Source organism: Fusobacterium ulcerans (assembly GCF_003019675.1).
In the GTDB taxonomy this organism is placed as follows: domain Bacteria; phylum Fusobacteriota; class Fusobacteriia; order Fusobacteriales; family Fusobacteriaceae; genus Fusobacterium_A; species Fusobacterium_A ulcerans.
Window position 1 is genome coordinate 70,212 of sequence record NZ_CP028105.1, and the last position, 25,828, is coordinate 96,039.

General features: G+C 30.4%; 23 protein-coding genes and 2 riboswitches. Of the genes, 3 read left to right on the forward strand and 20 right to left on the reverse strand.

What is annotated here, in order from left to right:
- Positions 1-37: 37 nt before the first annotated feature.
- From C4N20_RS00425 to C4N20_RS00510, 19 genes are all read right to left on the reverse strand, one after another.
- Entirely contained in the window at positions 38-1,576 is a 1,539-nt protein-coding gene (locus C4N20_RS00425; RefSeq protein ID WP_106878532.1) for an alanine/glycine:cation symporter family protein, read from the reverse strand.
- A 398-nt stretch (positions 1,577-1,974) separates the two neighbouring features.
- The gene (locus C4N20_RS00430) at positions 1,975-3,216 is read right to left on the reverse strand and encodes a dicarboxylate/amino acid:cation symporter (RefSeq protein WP_005982042.1); all 1,242 of its coding nucleotides are present in this window, start codon (positions 3,214-3,216) and stop codon (positions 1,975-1,977) included.
- A gap of 22 nt (positions 3,217-3,238) precedes the next feature.
- Positions 3,239-4,225 carry a D-cysteine desulfhydrase family protein gene (locus C4N20_RS00435; protein WP_005982040.1) on the reverse strand — a complete coding sequence of 329 codons (987 nt, stop codon included), beginning with the start codon at positions 4,223-4,225 and terminating at the stop codon, positions 3,239-3,241.
- Positions 4,226-4,247: 22 nt separating this feature from the next.
- Entirely contained in the window at positions 4,248-5,084 is an 837-nt protein-coding gene (gene dapF, locus C4N20_RS00440) for a diaminopimelate epimerase (protein WP_005982038.1), read from the reverse strand.
- A gap of 131 nt (positions 5,085-5,215) precedes the next feature.
- Complete coding sequence (locus C4N20_RS00445) at positions 5,216-6,646, reverse strand: YfcC family protein (protein ID WP_005982031.1); 1,431 nt, start codon at positions 6,644-6,646, stop codon at positions 5,216-5,218.
- 19 nt (positions 6,647-6,665) lie between these two features.
- Positions 6,666-7,847 (reverse strand): M20 metallopeptidase family protein, encoded by a 1,182-nt coding sequence (locus C4N20_RS00450; RefSeq protein ID WP_005982030.1) that lies wholly within the window; start codon positions 7,845-7,847, stop codon positions 6,666-6,668.
- A gap of 191 nt (positions 7,848-8,038) precedes the next feature.
- Complete coding sequence (lysA, locus tag C4N20_RS00455; protein WP_005982029.1) at positions 8,039-9,343, reverse strand: diaminopimelate decarboxylase; 1,305 nt, start codon at positions 9,341-9,343, stop codon at positions 8,039-8,041.
- 46 nt (positions 9,344-9,389) lie between these two features.
- On the reverse strand, positions 9,390-9,824 hold the full coding sequence (locus C4N20_RS00460; protein ID WP_005982028.1) for a threonine/serine exporter family protein: 435 nt from the start codon (positions 9,822-9,824) through the stop codon (positions 9,390-9,392).
- 15 nt (positions 9,825-9,839) lie between these two features.
- A complete protein-coding gene (locus tag C4N20_RS00465) occupies positions 9,840-10,613 on the reverse strand; it encodes a threonine/serine exporter family protein (protein WP_005982026.1) in 774 nt (257 codons plus the stop codon).
- Positions 10,614-10,616: 3 nt separating this feature from the next.
- On the reverse strand, positions 10,617-11,537 hold the full coding sequence (locus C4N20_RS00470; RefSeq protein ID WP_005982024.1) for a S66 peptidase family protein: 921 nt from the start codon (positions 11,535-11,537) through the stop codon (positions 10,617-10,619).
- A gap of 17 nt (positions 11,538-11,554) precedes the next feature.
- Entirely contained in the window at positions 11,555-12,094 is a 540-nt protein-coding gene (locus C4N20_RS16590) for a spore maturation protein (protein ID WP_008695720.1), read from the reverse strand.
- Positions 12,095-12,124: 30 nt separating this feature from the next.
- Entirely contained in the window at positions 12,125-12,721 is a 597-nt protein-coding gene (locus C4N20_RS16595) for a nucleoside recognition domain-containing protein (RefSeq protein ID WP_008695721.1), read from the reverse strand.
- Positions 12,722-13,059: 338 nt separating this feature from the next.
- A riboswitch (Lysine riboswitch) is annotated at positions 13,060-13,232 on the reverse strand.
- Positions 13,233-13,364: 132 nt separating this feature from the next.
- Positions 13,365-14,156 (reverse strand): glutamate racemase, encoded by a 792-nt coding sequence (murI, locus tag C4N20_RS00480; RefSeq protein WP_005982023.1) that lies wholly within the window; start codon positions 14,154-14,156, stop codon positions 13,365-13,367.
- Between the two features lie 370 nt (positions 14,157-14,526).
- Positions 14,527-14,937, reverse strand: coding sequence for a hypothetical protein (locus tag C4N20_RS00485; RefSeq protein ID WP_106878533.1), 411 nt, complete (start codon positions 14,935-14,937; stop codon positions 14,527-14,529).
- A 453-nt stretch (positions 14,938-15,390) separates the two neighbouring features.
- Positions 15,391-15,519, reverse strand: a complete 129-nt coding sequence (locus C4N20_RS16770) for a hypothetical protein (RefSeq protein ID WP_261797876.1) — start codon at positions 15,517-15,519, stop codon at positions 15,391-15,393.
- 343 nt (positions 15,520-15,862) lie between these two features.
- Positions 15,863-16,183, reverse strand: a complete 321-nt coding sequence (locus C4N20_RS00495) for a hypothetical protein (protein ID WP_005982015.1) — start codon at positions 16,181-16,183, stop codon at positions 15,863-15,865.
- A gap of 68 nt (positions 16,184-16,251) precedes the next feature.
- Positions 16,252-17,115, reverse strand: coding sequence for an ABC transporter substrate-binding protein (locus C4N20_RS00500; protein ID WP_005982012.1), 864 nt, complete (start codon positions 17,113-17,115; stop codon positions 16,252-16,254).
- Between the two features lie 64 nt (positions 17,116-17,179).
- Positions 17,180-19,150: a TonB-dependent receptor family protein gene (locus tag C4N20_RS00505; protein WP_005982010.1), complete on the reverse strand. Its 1,971-nt coding sequence runs from the start codon at positions 19,148-19,150 to the stop codon at positions 17,180-17,182.
- 15 nt (positions 19,151-19,165) lie between these two features.
- Entirely contained in the window at positions 19,166-20,134 is a 969-nt protein-coding gene (locus C4N20_RS00510; protein ID WP_005982008.1) for a TIM barrel protein, read from the reverse strand.
- A 65-nt stretch (positions 20,135-20,199) separates the two neighbouring features.
- A riboswitch (cobalamin riboswitch) is annotated at positions 20,200-20,375 on the reverse strand.
- A gap of 169 nt (positions 20,376-20,544) precedes the next feature.
- Between C4N20_RS00510 and C4N20_RS00515 the strand changes: the two genes are divergently transcribed.
- The 3 genes from C4N20_RS00515 to argH all read left to right on the forward strand — a co-directional run bounded on the left by C4N20_RS00515 (position 20,545) and on the right by argH (position 25,279).
- Positions 20,545-22,038 (forward strand): cobyric acid synthase, encoded by a 1,494-nt coding sequence (locus tag C4N20_RS00515; protein ID WP_005982006.1) that lies wholly within the window; start codon positions 20,545-20,547, stop codon positions 22,036-22,038.
- A 312-nt stretch (positions 22,039-22,350) separates the two neighbouring features.
- The gene (locus tag C4N20_RS00520) at positions 22,351-23,829 is read left to right on the forward strand and encodes a Na+/H+ antiporter NhaC family protein (protein ID WP_005982004.1); all 1,479 of its coding nucleotides are present in this window, start codon (positions 22,351-22,353) and stop codon (positions 23,827-23,829) included.
- A gap of 34 nt (positions 23,830-23,863) precedes the next feature.
- Positions 23,864-25,279, forward strand: coding sequence for an argininosuccinate lyase (gene argH / locus C4N20_RS00525; protein ID WP_005982002.1), 1,416 nt, complete (start codon positions 23,864-23,866; stop codon positions 25,277-25,279).
- 70 nt (positions 25,280-25,349) lie between these two features.
- On the opposite strand, the gene C4N20_RS00530 is transcribed toward argH, so the two are convergent.
- Positions 25,350-25,763, reverse strand: coding sequence for an EamA family transporter (locus C4N20_RS00530; RefSeq protein ID WP_005982000.1), 414 nt, complete (start codon positions 25,761-25,763; stop codon positions 25,350-25,352).
- Positions 25,764-25,828: the final 65 nt, after the last annotated feature.

Sequence of the window (25,828 nt, forward strand, 5' to 3'; positions counted from 1 at the left end):
TCATTTAATGTAAGATATTTTGCTGTATATAAACTTTCTAAATTACTTCCTGTATTTCCTCAATAATCTCTGATTTTTTAGTTTTTTTATTCATAAAATTAAGTTCATAATCTTTTAATGATTCTATTACCTGTCCTGACAGTGGTATTATTGCCATCATGTTGAAGACTGTCATCAACCCTACTCCCAAGTCTCCCAGTTCCCATACAAATGTATATTGTGCAAGTCCACCTGCAAACAGCATTCCCAGTGCAAATACTTTGTATATATTTTGTGATTTCCAGTTATCTCCAAAGACATAAGCTACATTTCCTCTTGCATAGAACATTATTCCAAGGAAAGTACTGAAGCTGAATAGGAACAGTATTACTGCTATAAATATTACTCCCGTTTGTCCTATGTGGTGATTCATTGCTGCTTGCAAAAGGTCCATTCCCATTAATCCTTTTGTTACACTTTCAGGTGCAAGAAGCATTATAAAAGCTGAACAGCTACAGATTAACAATGTATCTATAAATACTCCTAAAGCTTGAATTAAACCCTGCTTAACCGGATGAGTAACATCTGCTGCCGCTGCTGCACATGGAGCTGATCCTGACCCTGCCTCATTAGAGAACAATCCTCTTTTTACTCCCTGCATCAATATAGCTCCAAATCCTCCTGCTACTGCCTGTCTAAATCCAAAAGCCTGTACAAATATATTTTCAAACATTTGGGGTAAAAGCCCTATATTTTTTATGATTATAAACAATGTCACTGAGAAATATAGTATTGCCATTGCTGGTACTATTTTATTAAGTACATCTACTATTCCTTCGTTTTTAAATAATACTATCCCAGAAATAATAACCAAACCTATTGTTGTGTATAGTGGTGGAAAGTTAAAAGCATTTGCAAATGATTGACTTACTGAGTTAGCAATAACCTGACTTATTCCTGCCCAGCATAGTAATCCAGAAAGTGCGAATAATACTCCTAAAAGTCTGAATCTAGTTCCTCTAGTGTAATATTTTTTTCCATCTGCTGATATATATTTTGAAGTACCTTTTATATTATCAACAAACTCATCTTCCTCTTTTACCCAAGTTATTATTCTCATTCTATCCATGAAATATGCAGGTCCACCTCTGAACCCTCCATACAATGGATCTTTTTCTTTATATATCTGAGCCAGAGTTGATTCTATAAATGCGCTTGAAGCACCTATCAAGGCTGCCAGCCACATCCAGAATATTGCTCCTGGTCCACCGAAGGATATTGCTGCTACTACCCCTGCCAAGTTTCCCATTCCTACTCTTGAAGCTGTAGCTATGAACAAAGCTTGCAGTCCAGATATCGAATCTTTATTTGTAGAACTTTTAGGTTCCAAAACACATTTTATCATCTCTGGAAACATTCTAAATGGAAGAAATCTTGTTCTTAGTGTAAAGTATAATCCCACTGGTATGAGAATAACTACCAAAAGACTAAGCTCCACTATTGTTTCTCCAACATTTACAGTTATAAGTTTACCCCATAACAATCCGTTTAATGAAAGTACCATATTTTTAATCGAGCCAATTAAACCTTCTAACATCAATGCACCTCCTGAATCATATATTTATATTTTTCTTTAAAAAAATTTAAATTTATTTTCAAAGCCATTAAGATTAAGATTATATATATTGTTCTCAACATTCTATTTCTTTTATAAATATTCCTTTCTTGATATAAGTTTAGTACAATATTCAAACTTAATCAACTAAACTAAAACAAAACTGTTATATTACAACTTAAATTATCTTTTGTTTTCTTTGTTTCTAAAAACTTTTCACATCAAGCTTTTAAAGACAGCAAATAATGTATGTATTTTATTTTTTCATGTTATTACATATTCTTTCTTTAATTCACATATATCTATTTTTTTATATTTCAAAAAATAAAAAAGACCTTCAGATAAAGTTTATTATCTAAAGGTCAAAGCAGTCAGTTAAATTATCCTAAATTTTTCTTAATCCAGTCCTTACCTTCTACCATTCTTGTTACAAGCATAGCTGCCACTGTATCTCCAGTTGCATTTATCATTGTAGCTGGTGGATCAACAAGATATCCAATTGTTGCTATAATAGGAAAGGCTTCTGCTGGGAATCCATACATAGTAACTATCAGCATCTCTCCAATAAGTCCTCCACCTGGAACTCCAGACATTACTACTCCCCCTACTATTGACAGAAGAATAGCACTAATATATGTTCCTGCACCAGTAAATGGAACTCCAAATATACCGAAAAGGAATGAAATTTTAAGTATAGAACTAAATACAGTTCCATCCATATGAGCAGTTGCTCCTATAGGAAGAACTATCTCTCTTATATCTTTAGGAACTCCAATTTTTCCAGCTGCTTCCAAGTTAACTGGAAGAGTAGCTATACTGCTTTGAGTAGCTAAAGAAGTTAAAGCTGGTGAAAGAAGATGTTTTAGTGATCTCAATCCCTCTTTTCCTCCTGCTATATAACCATAAACTGGGAACATAAAGATAAAATATGCAAAGCATAGAGGATAATAAATTACCATAGCTCTTGTATATGATCCTATAAGTTCTTTTCCATATTCTCCAACAAGTGAAGCAAAATAGGCTCCTAATCCAATTGGTGCATAGTACATTAATAGGTTTATCATTTTCAAAAATACTTCTGCTAAAGCATCCAGTCCATCAGCAATTTTTCTTCCCTTTTCTCCAACCATATTTACACATAGTCCAAAAACTATTGAGAAAAGAATTAATGGAAGCATATTCTTTCTTGAAATAAGCTCTGGAAAGTCTGTAACAGTTATAGCTTTTACTATCTGATCTCCAGTTTGGAAAGGTTTTAATGCTTCTGCTGCTGAAATATTAAGATTTACTCCTTGAGCTGGAGGAAAAATATTTACTATAATTAATATTATTATTGCAGCTACAAATCCTGTTGAAACAAACACAAGTATCAAGTTCTTAAGAATACTTTTCAATCTTGTCATATCACTCATACTAGAAATTGAACTACTGATAGTCACCATTACCAATGGTACAACTATTGTAAACATTCCATTAATAAATAAATCTCCAAAAGGTTTAAATACTTTTGCTTTTTCTCCCATTACAGTTCCAATGATACTTCCTAAAATTATCGCTCCTATTAAAATAATAGAAAAACGATAGGCTTCCCACACACTTTTTTTCTTGTTCAACTCTGCCATTTTAACACCTCACTGTTTTTATTTAGAATTTAAATTCTTCCTGTTTAGGGAATAATCCAAAAAATCCACCTGTATGTATAAATAAGATATTTTTACAATCTTTTAGATTGCCTTTTTTAACTTCATTATAGAACCCATACATTGTTTTTCCAGTATATACAGGGTCTAATATTATTCCTTCTTCTCTTCCCAATTTTGCTATAAACTCTAATTCTTCTGGTCTGCTGAGAGCATATCCCCTTCCAACATAACCATCTATTATACACATTTCATCTTTAGAAAATTCTAATTTCTCTCCAAGATATTCTAAACTTTCATCTACTATATTTTTTACTTTATTCTTAAAAAACTCTGCATCGTCACAGACATTTACTCCTACAACTTTTTTCTCCAATCCAAATAGTTTATTTCCTAAGAACAGCCCTCCATAAGTTCCTCCTGAACCTACAGCTGAAAGAATTGTGTCAAAAGTTATTCCAAGTTCTTTTTCCTGTTCCTCTATCTCTTTCATACATTTCAAATATCCAAATGTTCCTATTCCATTTGATGCTCCTTCTGGAATTATATATGCTTTATGTTCAGCAGCATCAGATTCAGCTTTTATCTCTTCCATTATTTTTTGTCTTTTTTCACTGTATTCTTCTGAAGTGATTATTCTCACATCTGCTCCCAACAGTTTATCTACAAAATAATTTCCTTCCATAGCTGGTTCCTCATCTGATCTAAGCACCAATATAGCTCTCAGTCCTAATCTTGCAGCAACAGCTGCTGTAGCTCTTGCATGGTTAGACTGTATTCCTCCACATGTTATAAAAGTGTCACACCCTTGATCTATTCCTTCTTTTATAGAAAACTCAAGTTTTCTGACTTTGTTTCCTGAAATTTCACATCCTGTAAAATCATCTCTCTTGATGTAGATATTTTTTCCAAGTTTTTTGGAAAGTCTTTCTAATTTTTCAATTCTTGTAGGAAGATTAGCTAAACTTATTGATGCTGGCATTTTTAACATTTTTATTCCTCCCTGTTCTCTTTTATTTTAAAAACTCCCCATGACATATAGTTTCAGCTTTTCCAGACATAGTTATTTCATAATCTTCTCCTATCTCTATGAAAAGTTCTCCTCCTTCTGCCAGAAGTTTTATTTTATCTTTTTTTATTTTCCCCAATTTATGTGCAAGAGCTGCTGTAGCACAGCATCCTGTTCCACATCCAAGTGTTCTTCCAGCTCCTCGCTCCCATGTTTTTATCATTATTGTATCATCTGCTGTCACTTTAGCAAAATTTACATTTGTTTTTTCAGGAAAAATATCTGCTTTTTCCATAAGGCTTCCTGTTTCATTCACATCATACTCATCAAAATCTTCTACAAAGATAGTTGTATGAGGAACTCCCATAAGAACACTTGAAAATATTACTTTCTTATTTCCTATCATTATTTCTTCTTCTAAAATATTTTCTTTTTCAATAGTACATGGAACATTTTTCCCTTTAAAGTCAACTTTTTCCATATCTACTTTAAGGTATTCTATCGCTCCTAATGCTCCTATGTCAAGTTTTATATATTTTATACCTGCGTCTGTTTCCACTGAAAACTCATTCTTTTTTACAATTTCATTATCATATACAAATTTAGCAAAGCATCTTATTCCGTTGCCGCACATTTCTCCTCTAGAGCCATCTGAATTATAGTAATTCATTTTTATATCTGCTTTTAAACTTTCTTCACAGAACATAAGCCCATCAGCACCTATTCCAAAATGTCTGTCACAAACTTTCTTAGCTGTTTCATTCCAGTTTGAAGATTTTTCTATCATTCCATTCATAAGAATAAAGTCGTTTCCTGCTGCCTGCATTTTAGAAAATTTCATTCTCTCCTCCTCCCTGCTTCCACAGTTTTATAAATACAAAAATTGGTAATATAATTTATGATCTTTATTCTGTTATCCCTCAAAGTTGTCTCATCTTATATTACCAATTTAAATTTATTTATTTTTTATTTTTAATATCCTATTATATGAGCTATTATTACTGCGATAGCACCAATTGATAACCAGATTCCCATTAAAGGCCCCATCCATTTTACCCATTTTTCATATGGTATTTTAGCTATAGCTAAGTAACTCATTAATCCACTTGCTGTTGGATTTATATAGTTTGTAAATCCATCTCCATATTGAAATGCCAGTACTGTTGTTTGTCTTGAAATTCCTAATAAATCTCCTAAAGGAGCCATTATAGGCATTGTTGTTGCTGCTTGTCCAGAACCAGATGGAATAAATACATTTGTAAATATTTGAGTTATATACATCAATACTACTGATATATATCCTGGAAGGTGAGAAATAGCTTGTGATAATGAGTGCAATATCGAATCTATTACCTGACCTTGCTGAAGAACTACTAAAACTGCATTTGCTATTCCAATTGATAAAGCCCCAAACAAAACACCTTTAGCTCCCTCTATGAAATTTTCAGCAGCCTTACTTGGTCCTATACCACATACAAAACTTGAAGACAGTCCCATCAATAAGAATACACTTATCAATTCATCTGTTCCCCATTCATATTTCAATACTCCATAAATAATAGTTCCAAATCCTAGAAAAAATATTCCTAAAACTATTCTTTGAGCTTTTGTAAGTTGTGGAAGAGCGTCAAAGTCAATACTGAAATTATCACTTTTTTCTAAGTCTCTTACTACACTTTTCTCTGGATTAGCTTTTACTTTATGAGCATATCTTATAATATATGCACAAGTCACAACATATAAGATTACATATACTACAACTCTATATCCCATTCCTGAATATATAGGAAGCTGTGATACCTGCTGTGCTACTCCTACAGTAAAAGGATTTACAAATCCTCCAACAAATCCAACTCCTGCTCCAAGAGCTACTATTGACATTCCAACCATAGCATCAAAACCTAATGCTCTTGCCATTACTATTCCCAAAGGAACAAAAGCAATAGCTTCTGTATTCATACCTATTGTAACTCCTCCAATAGAAAATACAAATACTACTATTGGTATAAGAAGCATACTTTTATTTTTTAGAAGAAGAGCTATTCTTGCTATTCCACCTTCTATAGCACCTGTTTTCTGCATCATATTAAATGAACCACACACTAAGAAAGTAAAAAATACTATTCCTGCTGAGTTTTTCAACCCTTTAACAAACGCTGTAAAAAGATTAGGCTGAGTCATTGAAAAAAACATTACTGGAGTGTTTTCTACATATTTAAAAGTTGTTGGGTCTATAATGTTTCTTCCTGATGTTGGATCTAAAACTCTTTGGTACACCCCTGCTGGCACTAGATAAGTAGCTATAAAAGCTAGCAATACTATGCATGAAATTATTACATATGTATGTGGTATTTTCATTCCTTCAAAATATTTTCTTCTTTTTATCCCTGTCATTTCTGGCATTTATTTCCTCCCAAGAATTTTATTTTTTATTGAAAGCTGAATAAATATTTAACAACTGCATTTCTACCCCTACAAGAAGTGCATCTTCATCAATATCAAATAGTCCATTATGTGCAGGAGCATCTATACCTTTTTCTTTATTTTTTACACCTAGAGTAAAAAATGCTCCTGGAGTATTTTCTATAAAATATGCAAAATCCTCTACTCCCATATTTGCAGTTTTCTTTTCAAAAATATTATCTTCTCCTAAAAGTTCCACAGCATTTTCTTTTACTATATCTACTTCTTTATCATGATTTATAAGAGCAGTATATCCTTCTTCTCTTATAAACTCCCCACTTCCTCCAAAAGCTTTTGGTACATTAGTAACTATTTCTTCTATCTTTTCTAACATAGTTTTTCTAACTTCTGGATTTAATGTTCTTAAAGTTCCTACTAATTGAACCTTATCTGCTATTATATTTCCTTGTGTTCCTCCATGAATTGTTCCAATAGTAACAACTCCGCTTTCTCTGGCATCTATATTTCTGCTTACTATAGATTGAAGTGCCACCATTACATGAGAAGCAGCCAATATTGCATCTACTCCTCCACTTGGATAAGCTCCATGACAAGATTTTCCATATATATTTATTTTAAGAGTATCTGATGAAGCATTCATTGCTCCATACTTTATTCCAATGTGTCCTGTTGGAAGATATTCATCTACATGAAGTCCAAACACACAGTTAACATTCTCAAGAGCCCCTTCCTGTATCATTGGTTTCGCTCCTCCTACTGTTTCTTCAGCAGGTTGGAACAGGAATCTTATATTACATGGTGGAACTATTTTATTATCAGAAAAATATTTTGCAACTCCTAATGCAATAGTCGTGTGAGCATCATGCCCGCAAGCATGACATTTTCCTTCATTAATTGAAGCATAAGAAGTATTTTTTTTATCTATTATAGGCAATGCATCAATATCAGCTCTCAAAGCTATTGTATAACCTTGATCTTCTCCTTTTATTTCAGCTATTACCCCAGTTTTAAATACTTTATCTTTATATGATATTCCCATTTCCTGTAAATATTCACATATTTTTTCCATTGTTCTGAACTCTTCCTGCCCTAATTCAGGGTGCTTATGAAGATCTCTTCTAACATTTATAAGCCATTCTTTTTCTTTTTCAACTTTTTCTTTGATTGCATTGATATTCATTATTCCTCCAGATTTCAGGAAATTTTTTATTCCTTAATGATTTTACCAATTTATTCACTTTTGTTCTATCAATCAAAATAAATAATTTTTTGTTCACTATTTTATATTTTATCTTTTTATTTTCATAAATTATCTTTCTAAATAATTCATATTTTTCGAATATGATATTTTATAAAAAAAATAAATTCTTTTTATAAATCTATCAACATATCATTTCTAATAAGATCTTCAAAGCTTTCTCTCTTTATTGATAAAGTACTTTTTCCATCTTTTACAAATACCACTGCTGGTTTTGGAGCTTTATTATAATTATTAGACATTGAATGTCCATAGGCACCTGTAGTAGCTACTAGTACTAAATCACCAGTTTCAGCCTTTGCAAGTTTACCATCTTTTATTATTAAATCTCCTGATTCACAGCATTTTCCAGCTACTGTTACAATCTCTTCTGCTGGAGCATCTACTTTATTTGCTACAATAGATTCATATTCTGCCTGATATAATGCTGGTCTTATATTATCAGTCATTCCTCCATCTATAAATATATATTTTACTCCACCATATGTAGTCTTTGTTCCTCCAACTGTATATAGAGTACTTCCAGCATTGGCTACTATACTTCTTCCAGGTTCGATAGTTACTTTTTTAATTTCTAATTTTTCAGCTTCTATGCTTTTTTCTAAATGTTCTATCATAGATCTCATAAATTGCTCTATATCTATTGCAGTATCTTTTTCTGTATAGTAAACTCCAAATCCACCTCCAAGGTTGATTTCTGGAATATATATACCTAAGGCTTCAGATATTTTTTTAGTTTCTTTTACCATTGATTCAATACCTTCATGAAATGCTTTTGTATCAAATATTTGAGAACCTATATGGCAATGAAAACCTAAAAATTCCATATTTTCATCTTTCACTATTTTTTCTACTATTTCAGTTATTCTTTCATCAAATATTGATTCTCCAAATTTTGATGAATGTTTAGAAGTTTTTATATATTCATGTGTATGAGCATCTATTCCAATATTTATTCTCATCATCACTTTAACTTGTTTATCTTTTTCTTTACAGATTTTTGATAATCTTCCTATCTCTTCTTCATTATCTATTATGATACTTCCTATTTCGTAATCCAGGCACATTTCCAGTTCTTCATTAGTTTTATTATTTCCATGCATATGTACTTTTTTCATTGGAAGCCCACTTGCTTTTATAGCATATAGTTCTCCTCCAGATACAGCATCTATATCTATATCATATTTTCCAACCAGCTGACATATAGCTTTTGACAAAAATGCTTTGGAAGCATAAACTATTGATGTATCAAATTTAGTGCTTTTAAAATTATTTTTATATTTTGTTATATTCTCTTCTATAAGAGCTTGATCCATAATATATAGAGGCGTTCCATATTTTGCTGCTAATTCAGTAACTTTTACTCCCCCTATCGCCAGTATCCCATTTTCTGCTTTCATAGTACCAAACAATTTCATTTTTCCCTCCTGAATTTAAGTTTTTCCTAGTTGTATCATAAATTATTTATTGCGTTCTTTTCTTTTTTGAAAAGTATATCTGACATATTGTTGAACCTAAAAGTATGCCTACAGCTATTGCCCCTGCTACTATAAAGGTTTGTATTCCTTTTTGCACTGTCATCTGCATATCATTTTTTATAAGTCCATACATGGTATAATAAACACCACTTCCTGGAACTAAGGGTATAAAACCACCTATAAGAAATGTTATTGCAGGAGATTTTAATTTTCTAGCCATTACTTCTGAATATATTGTCATTGATAAAGAAGCTGCTAAAAATGCTATTGCTTCTGATAGATTTGCTTTTAATGAGATTAAATAGAAAAACCATCCTATTCCTCCGCTTATTCCTGCAAAGAACAGTTTTCTTCTATTCAATCCAAAAAGTATCCCAAATCCCAAAGTTGCGGTTATTGCGGCAGCTATTTGAATAATCATCCTTCCCCCCATAAATCATAGAAAAATAGAAAGTATCATCCCTGACCCTGAAGCTAGTGCTATTCCTGTAGTTACAGCTTCCACTCCTCTTGATATCCCTGAAACAAAATCTCCAGCTATAATATCTCTTATTGAATTTGTAAAAGATATTCCAGGAACAAGAAGCATCAAGGCAGATATTATAGAAATAGATATATCCTCTATAAAGTTAAACTTAAAAAATGTCAATGAAATTATTGCTGCAATTACTCCTCCAATAAAATTAACAAAGAAGTTATTTAATTTCAAATCTTTTATAAGTTCATCTGTACATGCAAGAACAAAGGTAGAGATAAGAGCCACAATACTATCTCTTATCCCTCCTCTGAAAAGTATGGCAAATGCACTTCCAACAAGAACATTCCCCAATACTTTCTTCTTAAAGTCCATTTTATTTTCAGCTTCTATTTCCATTATTTTTTCTTTTACTTCTGATATCTTATATTCATCAAGATTTCTTGCTATATGATTCAATCTATCTACTTTATCCAAATTTAAAGTTCTCGAATCTATTCTGTCTACCTTTGAATATCTCTTTCCATCAAAAGAATCTATTGAAGTGATTATAGTATTTAAAGTAGCAAAGCTATTAGCTTTTATTCCATAGTGCTCACAAGTTCTTCTTATAGTTTCTTCTGTTCTATAAGTTTCTCCTCCATTTTGCAGTATCAATCTCCCCATATAACATGCTACAAAAAGAACACTATTTTCTTCTATCTTTTCTTTTAAAATACTATTTTTTTTATTCATAGATTATCTTACAACCTTTTCTAAGATTTTTATCTCTTTAACTGCTGTGTCTATTCTTACCTTTGCTCCCATAGGCAATGTAATCATAGGTTCACTGTGGCCAGATTCAAAATCATATACTACTGGCATTTTTAAATCTGAAAGATAATCTTTAAATACATCCATTAAAGACATATCATTCTCAGAATCTGCTGGACAGTTTCTGAAATCTCCCAGAATAATTCCACTTATTTTTTCAAAAACCTTAAATTTTTTCAACTGGTTCAGCATTCTATCAATTTTATATGTTTTTTCACCAATCTCTTCTAAGAAAAGAATTTTTCCATTATAATCTACATCATATTCAGTTCCAAGACTGGCTATCATTGTAGCTAGGTTTCCTCCTACTATTTCTCCTTCTGCTCTTCCTTCAGAAAGCACTCCTAATTCCTTAGTGAAATTTTTTAATACTATTTCATCGTTATCATTCATAAGTACTTCTTCAAAGCTTCTGTAAGTATCTTGATTATATTCTCCTGAGAAATTACTTACAGCCATAGGTCCATGGAATGTTACAAGCCCTGTCTTTTGGAAGATCGCCATATGCAGAGTAGTTATATCGCTATATCCAATAAAAACTTTAGGATTTTTTTCAATAACTGAATAATCTACCATTTCAACAAGTCTGTTGCATCCATATCCTCCTCTCATACAGATTATTCCATCTATATTAGAATCAGCAAAAAAATCATTTATATCTTTTACTCTCACTTCTTCAGGTCCAGCATATGAATACCATCTGCTTTTTGTACTCTCTCCAAGTACAACTTTAAATCCCATTTTTTCAAGATTATTTTTAGCACTTTCTACATTTTCCATAGAAGTAAAACTCGCTGGTGCTATGATACCTAAAGTATCTCCTTTTTTAAGTTTTTTACCTAACACATTACCACCTCAAAATTTTATCTGAACATTATATTACAAATCCATACTGCTGTTAATAATCCAGCCACATCTGCTAAAAGCCCAGCTGCTACTGCATGTCTTGTTTTTCTTATACTCACTGCTCCAAAATATACTGCAAGTACATAGAATGTTGTTTCTGTTGATCCCATCATTGTTGAAGCTATTCTTCCTATTAGTGAATCTGGTCCATATGTCAACAGTAAATCATTCATTATTCCTGTTGCTCCTCCCCCAGATAGTGGTCTCATTATTGCCATTGGCAGTACTTCTCCCGGCATTCCTATCATTGAGAATATTGGATCCAATACTTTCATCATTATATCTATACATCCTGAGCTTCTGAATATTCCTATTGCTACAAGCATTGCCACTAGAAATGGAATTATTCTTATTGCTGTTGTAAATCCTTCCTTCGCTCCTTCACAGAAAACCTCATATACTTTTACCTTCTTCACAAAGAATGCATATCCTACTATTATAAATATTATCATTGGTATTGCAAAAAGTGATATTTGATTCATTATCATTACAAACATTTTCTATTCCTCCCTCATCTGTTTTATTTCTTAGATTTCTTCTCTTTTAAATGATGGTAACTTTTGCAGAACTTTACAAGCTATTATTCCTACAGCTGTTGATACTAGTGTTGCCACTATTGTAGGTGCTATAACTTCTGCTGCATTTGCTGAACCTGCTGCCGTTCTGTATGCTATTACACTTGAAGAAATAAGAGTTACAGATGAAGTATTTATTGCCAAAAACATTACCATTGCATTTGATGCCTCATCTTTATTAGTATTCAAATCCTGTAGTTCCTGCATAGCTTTTATTCCTAATGGTGTTGCTGCATTTCCTAATCCGAAGAAGTTGGCTGCCATATTCGCTACCATACTTCCCATAGCTGGGTGATCTGCTGGTACCTCTGGGAACAATCTTATCATAAGAGGCTTCATCGCTCTTCCCATTGCTCTTACCATTCCTGCTTCTTCAGCTATTTTCATAAGACCTAGCCATAATGCCATTACCCCTACCAGCCCTATTGATATCTCTACTGCTGTTCCTGCTGAAGATATCGCCGAATCAGTAACTGCCTGAATCTTTCCAGTAAACATAGAAACTATTACTCCAATAACAATAAGTCCACACCAAATTCCATTAATCATAATCTTTCTTCCTCCCGTTTTAAAATATTTTTGTATTTTTAATAAAATATTTTATACTTCTTTATATACTCCATATTAAAATAAAAAACAAATATTTGTTTTCTATATCTTCAATATCATTCTTATATATACTCCAAAATAAATTTATAGCATATATACAAATAAGATATTGTTATTCATGTGAAAAATCTATATAAACAAAATAAAATATATTCATTTATTTAACTTATGATTCTTTTTTTTAAATAAAAAAAATCACAGTTATGCCAAACTGTGATAAATGCAATCATAAAAATAATATTATTCATAAATAAAATAATACCATCAAAATTATCTTTCCCACAGATAGCACTCCATTGGTAATCAATGACAGTAATATAGATATTCTCTATACTCCCAACAAAAGAGCTCGGCTTCTCTCTCGTTTCGGCAAAATTCCCTTTCTAACTATCTCAAATCGTCTGCCAGACTAAATAGTTATACTTTTGTTTTCTGCACCTCTATCTAAATCAATATTATAGGTTTGAGTATACTCTATCCTCCAAATTTTGTACAATATATTTTATATATATTTTTCAATAAAAAAATAAAGATAGAAAAATATATTATTCTTTATTTCTCTATCTTTATTCTTTATTTTTTATCAATATAATGAAAACATATTTGTTATCTCTTCTTTTTCAAATAATTTTTCAGCTACATCTTTGAAAATTTCTTTATCTCCATTAATGTAAAATTCTATCCTTCCTTTTTTATATCCCTCTCTTAGCAAATCTTCCTGACCTAAAATTCTAAATAATTCTATTGCACTCTCAACAGATGAATCAACTATCTTTTTATTGAAGAATTTTTTTATATCATTTAAAATAAAAGGATAATGTGTTCCTCCTAAAATCAATGTATCTGCTGTATCTGGTATCTGGCATAAATAACTTTCAAGTACTTCTATTCTATCAGAATAATTTTCCCAGCCCTTTTCCAACATTGTACATAATGCTTTACATGAAATTTGATATACTGTTATCTCTGGATTTATTTCTTTTATGCTCTTTTCATATACATTAGATTTTATTGTAAAAGCTGAACCCATAACAGCTATCTTTTTCTGTTTGCTTTCAAGAATAGCAGACTTCACTCCACCCTCTATCATTCCTATTATTGGGATCTTGTATTGAGCTTTCAAAAAATCTAAAGAAGCTGCTGAAAATATGCTGCACCCAATAACTACAGCCTTGCAGTTATTTCTGATAAGAAAATCCATTATTTTCGCACTAAGATTTTGTATATCTTCTTTGCTCTTCTCGCTATATGGATTATTTTTCCAGTCTCCATAATAAATTATATTTTCTCTTGGAAGTAATTCTCTTATCTTTTTTAAAATAGTCAATCCACCTATTCCTGAATCAAAAATCCCTATAGATGACTCTTTATTCATAATTTATGCACCTCTTTCCCAAAACACTATATTAAATTATACCTTTTTATTTATTTTATGACAACTATAAATTTATTTTTTAATTTGTTTTACAAAATATTTGTTGACAGAATAATTATATGTGTTATAATAATATTGTCATAGGACATTTCCTTAAATTACATTTTAATTTCTACGAACAAAAGCTCTCACTCTCAAGGGAGCTTTTGTTGTATTATAGAGAAAATTGCTAAATTAAAAAAGAGAAGTTTGAGCCAGACTTAAGCCAAACCATAAGACATTTTATAATCACTACAAAAATAAAAAATGCTTCTCAAAATATCATATTTTTAACTAGACATTTTAGAAACATTTCTTTATTAATATTATATTAAGTCAATTCTCCTGAAATCAATTCCATAATCACCATTATACCAAATAATATAATAGGGATTGCTATACTTAATCCCACTCCTAAAAGTAAAGATTTCGCTCTTTTGGGATATTTTTTATAAAAAATAATGAATAGTATAATCCCTATTCCTGAACTTAAAAGCCCAATTATCAACCACCCAATACCACCTTTGTCATTCAGATTTACATCTTCACCTATTTTTTTATCTGGAACAGATTTTATTTTTTTTTCTTCTTTAACTACTTCTTTTCCATTTATTTCTATTCCTCTTTTACTATCTTTTGACAATATATCATAACATTTATTGCAATACTCTTCCCCTCTGTACATATTTACTTCTTTAAACCAATAAAGTTTTTTATTGCATCTCTTACATCTTCCTTCCAAAAATAACACCTCTTCTTTCTTCCTAGTAATTCTCGATTGTATCTATAGTTTAACAGAAATAGAATTATATTGTCTACCTAAAAACATATAAAATACTTTATAAAATTAGAAATAAAATTCGTTCCAAACAATATTTTCATTTTGTTTTTCATTGCTTATATTCTCTATTTCTCTTTAAAGCACATCATTTTTCCTTGTATCCAACTTAAAATTATGATAAAATTTATCATTAATCAGGAGGTCTATTATGGATAAAAAAATTGATAAATTTCTTTTTATTCTTGGCATTATATTTACTTTTCTTACTGCAATACTACAAATTTTTATTAATATACATTTATATAATTTAAAAAAATATATTTACTTTGCTTTTTATTTTATAATTTTTATTTATTGGTTAAAAGATAAAAACTTTAAGTTTAAATATTTTTTGATATATACTCTTATTAGTTTTTATTTCAATTTTTCTCTTACAACACCTTTTTCTGTGGTATTTACAAGAACATTTTTAGAATTTTTTAGTATTTCTGATCTATCCAGAAATATATTATTAACACTTGTCATTGGTACTACAAATACCATTATAACCTCTTTTATATATCAATTTTTAAAAATAAAATCACATTCAAATAATCCATAGGTTTTATAACAATTATTTCATATTCCAATTCTATTAAAGAAAATATTAAAATTTTATTTTAAAGGATATTTTAAACACAACAGAAAAAGCTTCACAAAAAATTATTTTTGATTACCAAAATATTTGTTGACAAAATATTAAAGTAATGATACTATAAAGATGACCCTTTCCTTGAAGTGTTACTGTATTTTAAATTTAACCAAATTTAGAAATAGGATCTGAGACTCCCAATGTCTTAGATCCTATTTCTAATTTACAGATATTTTATATAAAATAATTTTTTAATTATTCTCTTCTTATTGCTTCTGTTACAGTCCAAACTGTTTCTGTTCTTCCAACTAACCTTATTTGAACTAGTCCTTGGCTGCTGTCTACAATTTCAACTTCTAAGCCATCGTCTAATGCTCCACCTTCACCTGTTGTCTGCAATTCTTTAATATATGTAATAAATTCTTTTTTATTGTTATTTTTTACATATTCCACAAGCTTAACCATTTGTTCTTTGGTTCTTGCAAAAAGATATCCATTTAATGTTATTCCTTTAGTAGAAGCATAAATATTTAAAGAAAACATAATTAAAATAAAAATCACTGCAATTTTTTTCATAGAATCTTCCTTCCATAAACATTATTTTTTTATTATATCATAAACCAACAATTTCTTTGCTCCTATTTTTAATCTACAGCTATTTTTTCTATTTCTTTATAATATTCTGGGTAACTGATTTCAGCTATTTTTTTTATTACTTCAATTATTTTAATTGATGGCCTCACTGCTTCTTTACTTATTGGATAAATTTTTCCTTCTCTTACAGCTTTTATTATATTCCAATTTCCTCTGTCTATAATTTCTTTTACTGGATCATCCACTTGATAAGTGCTGGTAAATATTATATCTGGATTCCTTGCTGCTATAACTTCCAGACTTGGTATAAACCATCCGCTTTTATCATTAAATATATTTTCTACCCCTGCAATCTCCAACATCTCATTCATAAATACATTTTTACCAAATGTATACATAGAGGGAAATGGTGAAATTTCAAAATATACTTTTTTCTTATTTTTTATATTTTTGCTTATTTCTCTTACTTCATTTATCTCCTTTTCCATTTTAGAAATTACTTTTTCTGCTTCAAGTTTTCTCTCTGTTTTTTCTCCTATTTCCATGATACATTTGTAGATATCTTCTACAGTTTTTATATCTGAAATATAAATTACATCAGTTCCTTTCTCCTTCATAAACTGAATAAAATCTTCTCTATCTGCTTTATTAAAAGTTGATAAAATTATTAAGTCTGCTTTCAAAGAAAAAATACTTTCAGTATTCATTTGATAAAAACTGATTTTAGGTATTTTCATTTCATCCAATTCTTTAACATCAGAATTTTTATCCATAGCTATTATTTTATCTTTCAGCCCTAACTCATAAAGTATTTCAGTTATTGCTGGACTTCCAGAAGCTATTCTATTATATTCTTTAGAAAAAGATACAACAGAAAAAAGGAAGAAAATTATTATTGAAATTTTTTTTATCATTACTATCACTTATCCTCTTATTTTAAAATAGACAGAGAAATCTCTGTCTATCTATTATATCATTCTAAAAACTATATTTGAATCCTGCATAATAACTTCTTCCATCTGCTGGATAATATACTTTATCCCCAGTCCTACTTGATAAAATTGCATTTGCATATTCTTTATCAAATAAATTTCTTATTCCACCATATATTTCAAATCCGTTATTAAAATTATATCTAATATTTGTATCAACAGTAATATAGTCATCATTCTTTCCTAATTTATTAGAAAAATCATCACTATTATATGCTTTTCCAAAATAGTATCCATCTATATTAAAAATCATATTTGATAAAATATTATATGACATTCCTATATTTCCCTGCCATCTTGGCACTCCTGCAAATTCTTTTCCATCATATTCCCCACTTGTAACTTTAGGCTGAATATATGAAATATTTTCTCTCAAAGTTAATTTATCAAAATAATGCTGTAGAGAAATTTGTCCTCCTATTCTTCTTACTTTTCCATCAAAATTTCTATTAGCCCCATCTCCAAAATTTTCATATTTGTTATAGTAAATTTCATTATCTGTATCAATCAAGAATATAGAAGAGGAAATATATGTATTTTTGTACATATCCTTTATTCCAAATTCATATGATCTTGTTTCTTGCACATCAATGTCTCCATACCATGCTCCTAAATCATCTGTACTTGGAGTTCTAAATCCTTGTGTAAAACTTAAATATATACTTCCTGTATCTGAATACAAATAATTTACTGCTAACTCATATGCATCACTTGAAAATTTCTTTTTAAAGTTATTTATGCTTGGAGTAAATGAAGGTCCTGGTCCATATTTTGTAACAAAATAATCAAATTCACTTCTCTCTTTTCTGTATCCCTGAGTAAATTGGAATTGCCCAACTGTTGTTTTATTTAAAATATATCCTCCATATGATTCTTTTTCTTTATCAGGATTTCCAGAAGTTTTATCTTCTACTTTTCCATTTTTGTAATCTCCACCAAAAATCACATAACTATCTTCTCCATAAGTATATTTTAATTGTGGTTTTATATAATATTGAGTTATTATATTTCTTTTATTTTCATTGTATGCACTTGGATAATATGTTGCTTTATATCTATAATCATTCTCTGTATATCCTCCATAAATCAGAAAAGATAATTTATCAGATAATTTTTTATTATATGTCAAAGTATATTCATTTGATATATTTTTATATTTTCCTCCTGATGCTCCATGTTGTTTTATACTGTCATCAAATTTTTCTTTTGTTAAATAATCACTGTAGCTATCCTCTACTTTGTTATAATTATATCTCATTTCCAAATAACCATCATCAAGCAGATATCTACCTCTTAACCAAAGTGATTTTTTGGTATCTCCATCTTTATAGTCAGGATGTGGAGTTCTATATCCATCCCCTTCAGTATATGTATATGAAGTATCCAATAGAAATTTATTCCCTATTTTAGTTCCATAATTTACAGTTCCTTTTCTTGTATTCCACGACCCTGCTTCCATATTCACACTACCATAATTTTTCTTATCTTGAGGAAGTTTTGTAATAATATTTATCACTCCTCCAGTAGCTCCATCTCCATACATTACAGCTCCCCCTGAAGGAATTATCTCTATTTTGTCTATTTGGTCAACAGGAATCTGACTTGTAAAATATCTTCCTTCTATATTATTCAAAGGAACTCCATCTAAAAGTACAAGAGTATTGCTTCCTGCTGTAGCTCCTGAACCTCTCATATCAAATACTGGATCAGAACCATCCATTAATCTTATATCTAACCCCGGAACTCCTCTAAGAGCTTCTTCCACTGTGCTGGCTCCCTTATTTTGAATATCCTCCTGAGTTACAATAGTTACATTTTTAGCAGTATCCAACACACTTGTTTCAAAATTCTCTGTAGAAATAACTGATTCAGTTAATCTTCGACTGGCGATATTTTCCTCTGCCATTATTGTTGTGCTCACTGTTAGTATTGCTGCTACCATTAAAGCTTTTTTCATTTCTCCTCCCAAAGTTTATTTAAAATTTAATTTCTTTAATATCCTATCCTGACGTTTTACCTTTTTTTCCAAATCATCAGTGCCATAATATATAAATTCATATACCACCCAATCCAATGGTAAGCTTTCTAATATTCCTATTATTCTTTCATCTTCAAAAGGAAGATGTTGATCTATCTGGCTTACATGACTGTATATATTTTTCAAAGTTTTCTCTCTCTCAGCTTCTGAATTTTTATGCTTTTCTACTGCTTCTGTAAGATATTTTCCTGAAAGAGAAAAGTTCAGATGAACTCCCTTTATATACTTTTTCAATTCTCCCATTTCAGCAATATTTTTCTCAATATACTCTATTCCTTCATCAACTGTTCTAAGCTTAGGTTCATTATTCAGCATATGCCCTGTATCAAGCATGAAGCCAATATTTTTATAGTTTATATTTTCAACCAGAAATTCTATCTCTTCTTTTGAAGTCAATCTAAGTCCTGGCCACCATAAATTTTCTAATAGAAGTTTAAACTTATATTTTTTCTCTCCAAAAACTTCATTCACTAACTCAACAACATTTTGAAGAACCTCTTTATCTGAATATTGAAATTCATATATTAAACTTCCTTCATCATCTACATAGCAAGCATGAAATACAACATATTCTGCTTCAAGTTTTTCTGCTGTTTCTAGTTCTTTTTTATAGTATTCAATTAATTCCTCTCTGGTAGTTCCACCACACCAGTAAAATATTTCCTGATTCTCTTTAAATTTTTCTTTGAGCATCTCATATTTTCCCTGATATAGATCCAGCCACATTGGAAAAAATCTCATATGATAACCTCTTATCAATTTTTTCAATGGAGCATTGTCCTTTTCTAGGTCGAATTTTATAAGCTCAAAGCCATTAAAATTATACTTATCACAATAATATTTCATCATTTTTTCATTTTCTTCATTAGTATAAAAATCTGTTATATTAAGAATTTTCCTCATCAAAAACCTCCAAATAAAAAATCCAATAAAATAGTCTGCCTACCTTACTGGATAAATATATTAAAATATACTTTTATCTATTGGTAAGTCTCCTGACTCAGAATCTTTCTACTTTCACACCTTCCCAGTTTCCCAGTGGCATACATGATTTCGTCCTCTATACAGTAGCTTTCGCTGTGTGGGGTTCGCACCCATCTTCCTCTATTAAGCTTAAACAAGCACCTTACTTTCACTTTTCTGTTTGTTTATCAACTTTATGATATAATTTTTAGACATTTTTGTCAATAATTTTAGATATACATTCAAATAATAAAAGTTTTATTTCGAATCTATATATTTTTTAGCTGTTGAAATTATACACAAAACTATGATACCATCTAATTGAAAGAAAATAATAATAGAGGTGTATTATGCATAAAAAAATTATGATACAAGGAACTGGTTCTTCTGTTGGAAAGAGCATTATAACTGCTGGATTATGCAGAATATTTGCCCAAGACGGATACAGAGTTTCTCCTTTTAAATCTCAAAATATGGCTCTCAACTCATTTGTAGATATAGACGGATTAGAAATGGGAAGAGCTCAGGTAGTACAAGCTGAAGCTGCTATGGAACTTCCTAGAGTTTTTATGAATCCAATACTCTTAAAACCAAACTCAGATAATAATTCTCAAATTATTATTGAAGGAATCCCAAATACAAATATGAATGCTATAGACTATTTTTCAAATTCTAAAGAATTGAAAGTTATAGCAAAAAGAAATTATGACATAATAGAAAATAATTTTGATATTGGAGTGTTAGAAGGAGGAGGAAGTCCTGCTGAAATCAATCTTAGAGAATGGGATCTGGTAAATATGGGAATGGCTGAACTTGTAGATGCTCCTGTTGTTCTAGTAGGAAATATTGAGACTGGAGGAGTTTTTGCTTCTCTTTATGGAAACATAGCTCTTCTTGATGAAAATGACAGAAAGAGAATAAAAGGGGTTATAATAAATAAATTTAGAGGTGATCTGGAACTTTTAAAACCTGGTATAGAGATGTTTGAGAAGAAATTAAAAGATGAAGGGTTAGATATAAAAGTATTAGGTGTAGTTCCATATGAAAAGCTGGATATTGAAGAAGAGGATGTTCTGGCTAAAAAATTAACTACTAACACAAATGAAAAAAGAGATATAAACATCAGTGTAATAAGAACTAATAAAATGTCTAACTACACTGACTTTGATGCTTTAAGTCAATATCCTGATGTAGCTCTGAATTATGTATATAGTCCTGAACAGCTGGGAGACGAGGATATAATTATTCTTCCAGGAAGTAAAAATACTCTTTCTGATCTTGAACTGCTGAAAGCTAATGGTATTTTTGATAAAATAAAAAAACTATATTCTGCTGGAACTACTGTAATAGGTATATGCGGTGGATTTCAAATGATGGGAAAAGAGATATTTGATCCTCACCATATTGAAAGCGACATCGAGAAAACTGAAGGTTTTGGAATAATGGATACTGTTACTACAATGGAAAAAATGAAATATACAAAACAGGTAGAAAAAACTCTTTCTGATTCTAAGTGTGACCTACTAGCTGATTGTGAAGGGCTTCATATAAAAGGTTATGAAATTCATCAGGGAATTACACATGGAAGTGAAAAAAATCTTACTTTGGAAAACGACTACACTGTCCTTGCAAAAGATAATGCCTTTGGAACATACATCCATGGAATCTTTGACAACAGCAAATTCACCAGAATATTTTTAAATAACATCAGAAAGAAAAAAGGGTTGAAACCAGTTGAAGAACTTTTTAATTTTTCTGAATTCAAAGAAAATGAATATAATAAATTAGCTGATTTACTTAGAAATAATTTAGATATAGATGCAATATACAACATTCTAAAATAAATTTTTTATTGACATATGAGTTTTTTTTTAGTAGTATAACTTAGATAAAAAATAAAACTGGGGGAAATAAAATGTTATTGAGGCGTGAAAGGCAAGGTATATCTAAATTATAAAACTAATATTCCACTTTCAATGGCTGATTGATTATATTTCTTTTGGAAAAGATTAAAGATGGCATTTATATCTTTATAAGCATAAAAAAGTTTTTGTTTAGCCAATAGTACGTCTATTGGCTTTTTTATTTAAAATCAAGCTGGTCATTTATATGGCTGGCTTTTTATATTAAAAATTAATTTTAAGGGGGAATTTTTTATGGAAAACTATGGGTTTTTGTCTATATTGCCTATCATAATAGCAGTTGCTATGGCAATAAAAACTAAAAATGTAATTTTGTCACTTTTCACAAGTGTATTTCTAGGGGCTCTTATACTGCTGAATTATAATCCTCTTCTTACTACAAAAACATTGATGACAGATTATTTTGTAAAACAGCTTACTGACAGCTATAATGCTGGTGTTATTGTCTTGATGGTATTCATAGGTGGATTTATAGAACTGATGATGAGATCAGGAGGAGCTTATGCCTTTGCTCAAAGTGTTGGTAAATATATCAACTCTAAAACTAAGGCCCAGCTTTCAGCCTACCTTGCAGGAATAGTTATTTTTTTCTCTGACTTAGGTACTCCATTGATTGTTGGACCAATCTTTGCTCCATTTTTCAAAAAATTAAAAATATCTAAAGAAAAGCTTGCTTTTATTCTTGATACTACTTCATCACCAGTAGCAGTATTAGTTCCATTTATTGGATGGGGAGTTTTCATCATTGGACTTCTTCAAAAAGAATTTGAAAATTTAAATCTAAATCTTTCTGACTATGAAAGTTTTGTAAAAGCAATACCATTTAATACGTATCCACTTCTTGCCCTTACTATTGTTCCTACTTTAGCAATTATGAAGCTGGATTTTGGACCTATGAAAAAAGTTGAAGATGATATATTCAACGATACAGAACTTGAAGTTTTAGAGAAAAAAGAGTATATTGTAGAAAATGCCAAGCCTATCTATGTATGGCTTCCAATTTTGGTTCTTTTAATCACATTATTCTCTATGCTTGGATTTGATTTCATGTTCAGAAGATTTTCTGGAAGTGAATTCAGAGCAGCATTGAGCAGTGGATATTTATATGCAGCTATTGTTCTTTCTGTCATGATGTTGATAAATAAGAGCAAAACTTTTAATGAGATATTTTCAATATACCTAAATGGTATAAATAAAATGACTCAAATATCTATAATCCTTATACTTGCATGGTCTTTAGGAACTATTAATAAAAATCTTGGTTCTGCTGACTACATAGTCCACTTTATAAAAAGTATAAATCTTAATTCTGGATTTATCCCAATGATCGCTTTCTTACTTGGATGTATAATATCATTTTCTACTGGAAGTTCTTGGGGAACATACAGTATAATGATTCCAATAGTTATTCCTATGGCAGTAGCTCTTAACGCTCCTTTGTATGTTACTATTGGTTCTATACTTTCTGGAGGATTATTCGGAGATCACGTTTCACCAATATCAGATACTACTATACTGGCTTCTGCTGGTTCTGGATGCAGTCATATTGAACACGTAAAAACTCAATTCTACTATGCATCTATCAATGGAGTAATCTCTATGGGAACTTTCCTTATAGGTGGATTCTTCCAGAGTTATCTTGTTCTTGCAGCTGCTATTGTTTTACAGCTTACAATTTTAACAGTTATAAAAATAAAACAGGGAAATAAATAATTTTGAAATAAATAATTTTTAAGGAGATGTTATAATGCAATTTTTTTCAGGAAGATTTAAAGAAAAGGCAAGTCATCTTATTCTTGACTTTCATTCATCAATAAACTTTGATAAGAGACTTTACAAATATGATATTATGGGAAGCATTGCTCATGTGAGAGGGCTTGGTAAACAAGGAATAATACCTGTTTCAGACTGTGAACTTATAGAAAAAACACTTAGAGAAATATTAAATGACATTGAAGAGGGAAAAATTATTTTCTCAATAGAATATGAAGATATTCATATGAATATTGAAAAAATCCTTATAGATAGAATTGGAGATATAGGAAAAAAGCTTCATACTGGAAGAAGCAGAAACGACCAAGTTGCTTTAGATATGAAATTATTTACAAAAGATGAAATAGTAAAAGTACAGGCACAGCTTCTTGATCTGCTTGAAATAATAAATGAAATTGCTAAAGAAAATATATCTACATATATGCCCGGATTCACTCATCTGCAAAAAGCTCAGCCAGTTTCTTTTTCTCACTATATTTTAGCTTATGCTGAAATGTTCAGAAGAGATTTTATCAGACTTAAAAATGCTGCTGCTTTAGCTGATACATCACCACTTGGATCTGCTGCTCTGGCTGGAACTACTTATCCTTTGGACAGAAATTTCACAAGTTCTATACTTGGGTTCTCTTCTCCTACTTGGAACAGTATGGACAGTGTAAGCGACAGAGATTATCTTATTGAAATAATGAATGCTTTTGCACTTATTATGGTGCATCTTTCTCGTTTCTGTGAAGAAATAATAATCTATAGTTCCAATGACTTTGGATATATAGAATTAAGTGATTCTTTCTCTACTGGAAGCAGTATAATGCCTCAAAAGAAAAATCCTGATGCTGCTGAACTTATAAGAGGAAAAAGCGGAAGAGTTTTTGGAGATTTAATGGCTCTACTTACAACTATGAAAGGAATCCCTCTTGCATATAACAAAGATATGCAGGAAGATAAGGAAAACTTCTTTGACAGCCTTGATACAGTAAAAGGATGTCTGGCTGTATTCAATGGAATGATTCATACTATGACTGTAAAAAAAGAGAGACTTCTGGCAGCTGCTGCTCAAGGATTTATCAATGCAACAGATGTAGCTGATTATCTGACTGAAAAGGGAATGAGCTTCAGAGATGCCTATAAAATAGTTGGAGGTATGGTTGCTTACTGTATTGACAACAATACTACTTTCGAAGAAATTTCAATAGAAACTTACAAAGAATTTTCTCCTTTATTTGACAAAGATATCTATGAAATGATTTCTATCAAAAACTGTGTGGAAAAACGTTGTACTCTTGGAGGGCCTGGAAAAGAAAGCATCAATGCACATATAAAATTCCTAGATGAATTTATTAATGAATCTGAAAGTATAGTTACAGATTATAAATTAAACGATATATTATAAAATAATAAAGAGGTTGACTCATTAAAAAAAGTATAATTTTAACTTTTTACTTAGTCACCCTCTTTTTCTATTACAATATCATAATAAATGTTCCTATTGTTATAAACACTCCACCTAAAACAGTTTTTAATGTAACTGCCTCTTTCAATATCACAAAAGCCATTATCATAGTTATAACCACGCTGAATTTATCCACTGGAACAACTTTTGAAGCTTCCCCTATCTGTAGAGCCTTGTAATAAAACAGCCATGAAAATCCTGTTGCCATTCCTGACAATACCAAAAATATCCAGCTTTTCTGCCCTATATTTCCTATCTGATTTTGAGTCCCAGTAACAAATACCATTCCCCATGCCATAAACAATACCACAACTGTCCTTATAGCTGTTGCCAGATTAGAATTTATTCCCTCTATCCCTATCTTTGCAAAAATAGATGTAAGTGCTGCAAATACTGCTGACAGCAATGCAAATATAAACCACATTTCCTTTCCTCCTGTATAATTTTTTAATATACCTTTTAATTCTATTCTTTATATATAAAAAAATC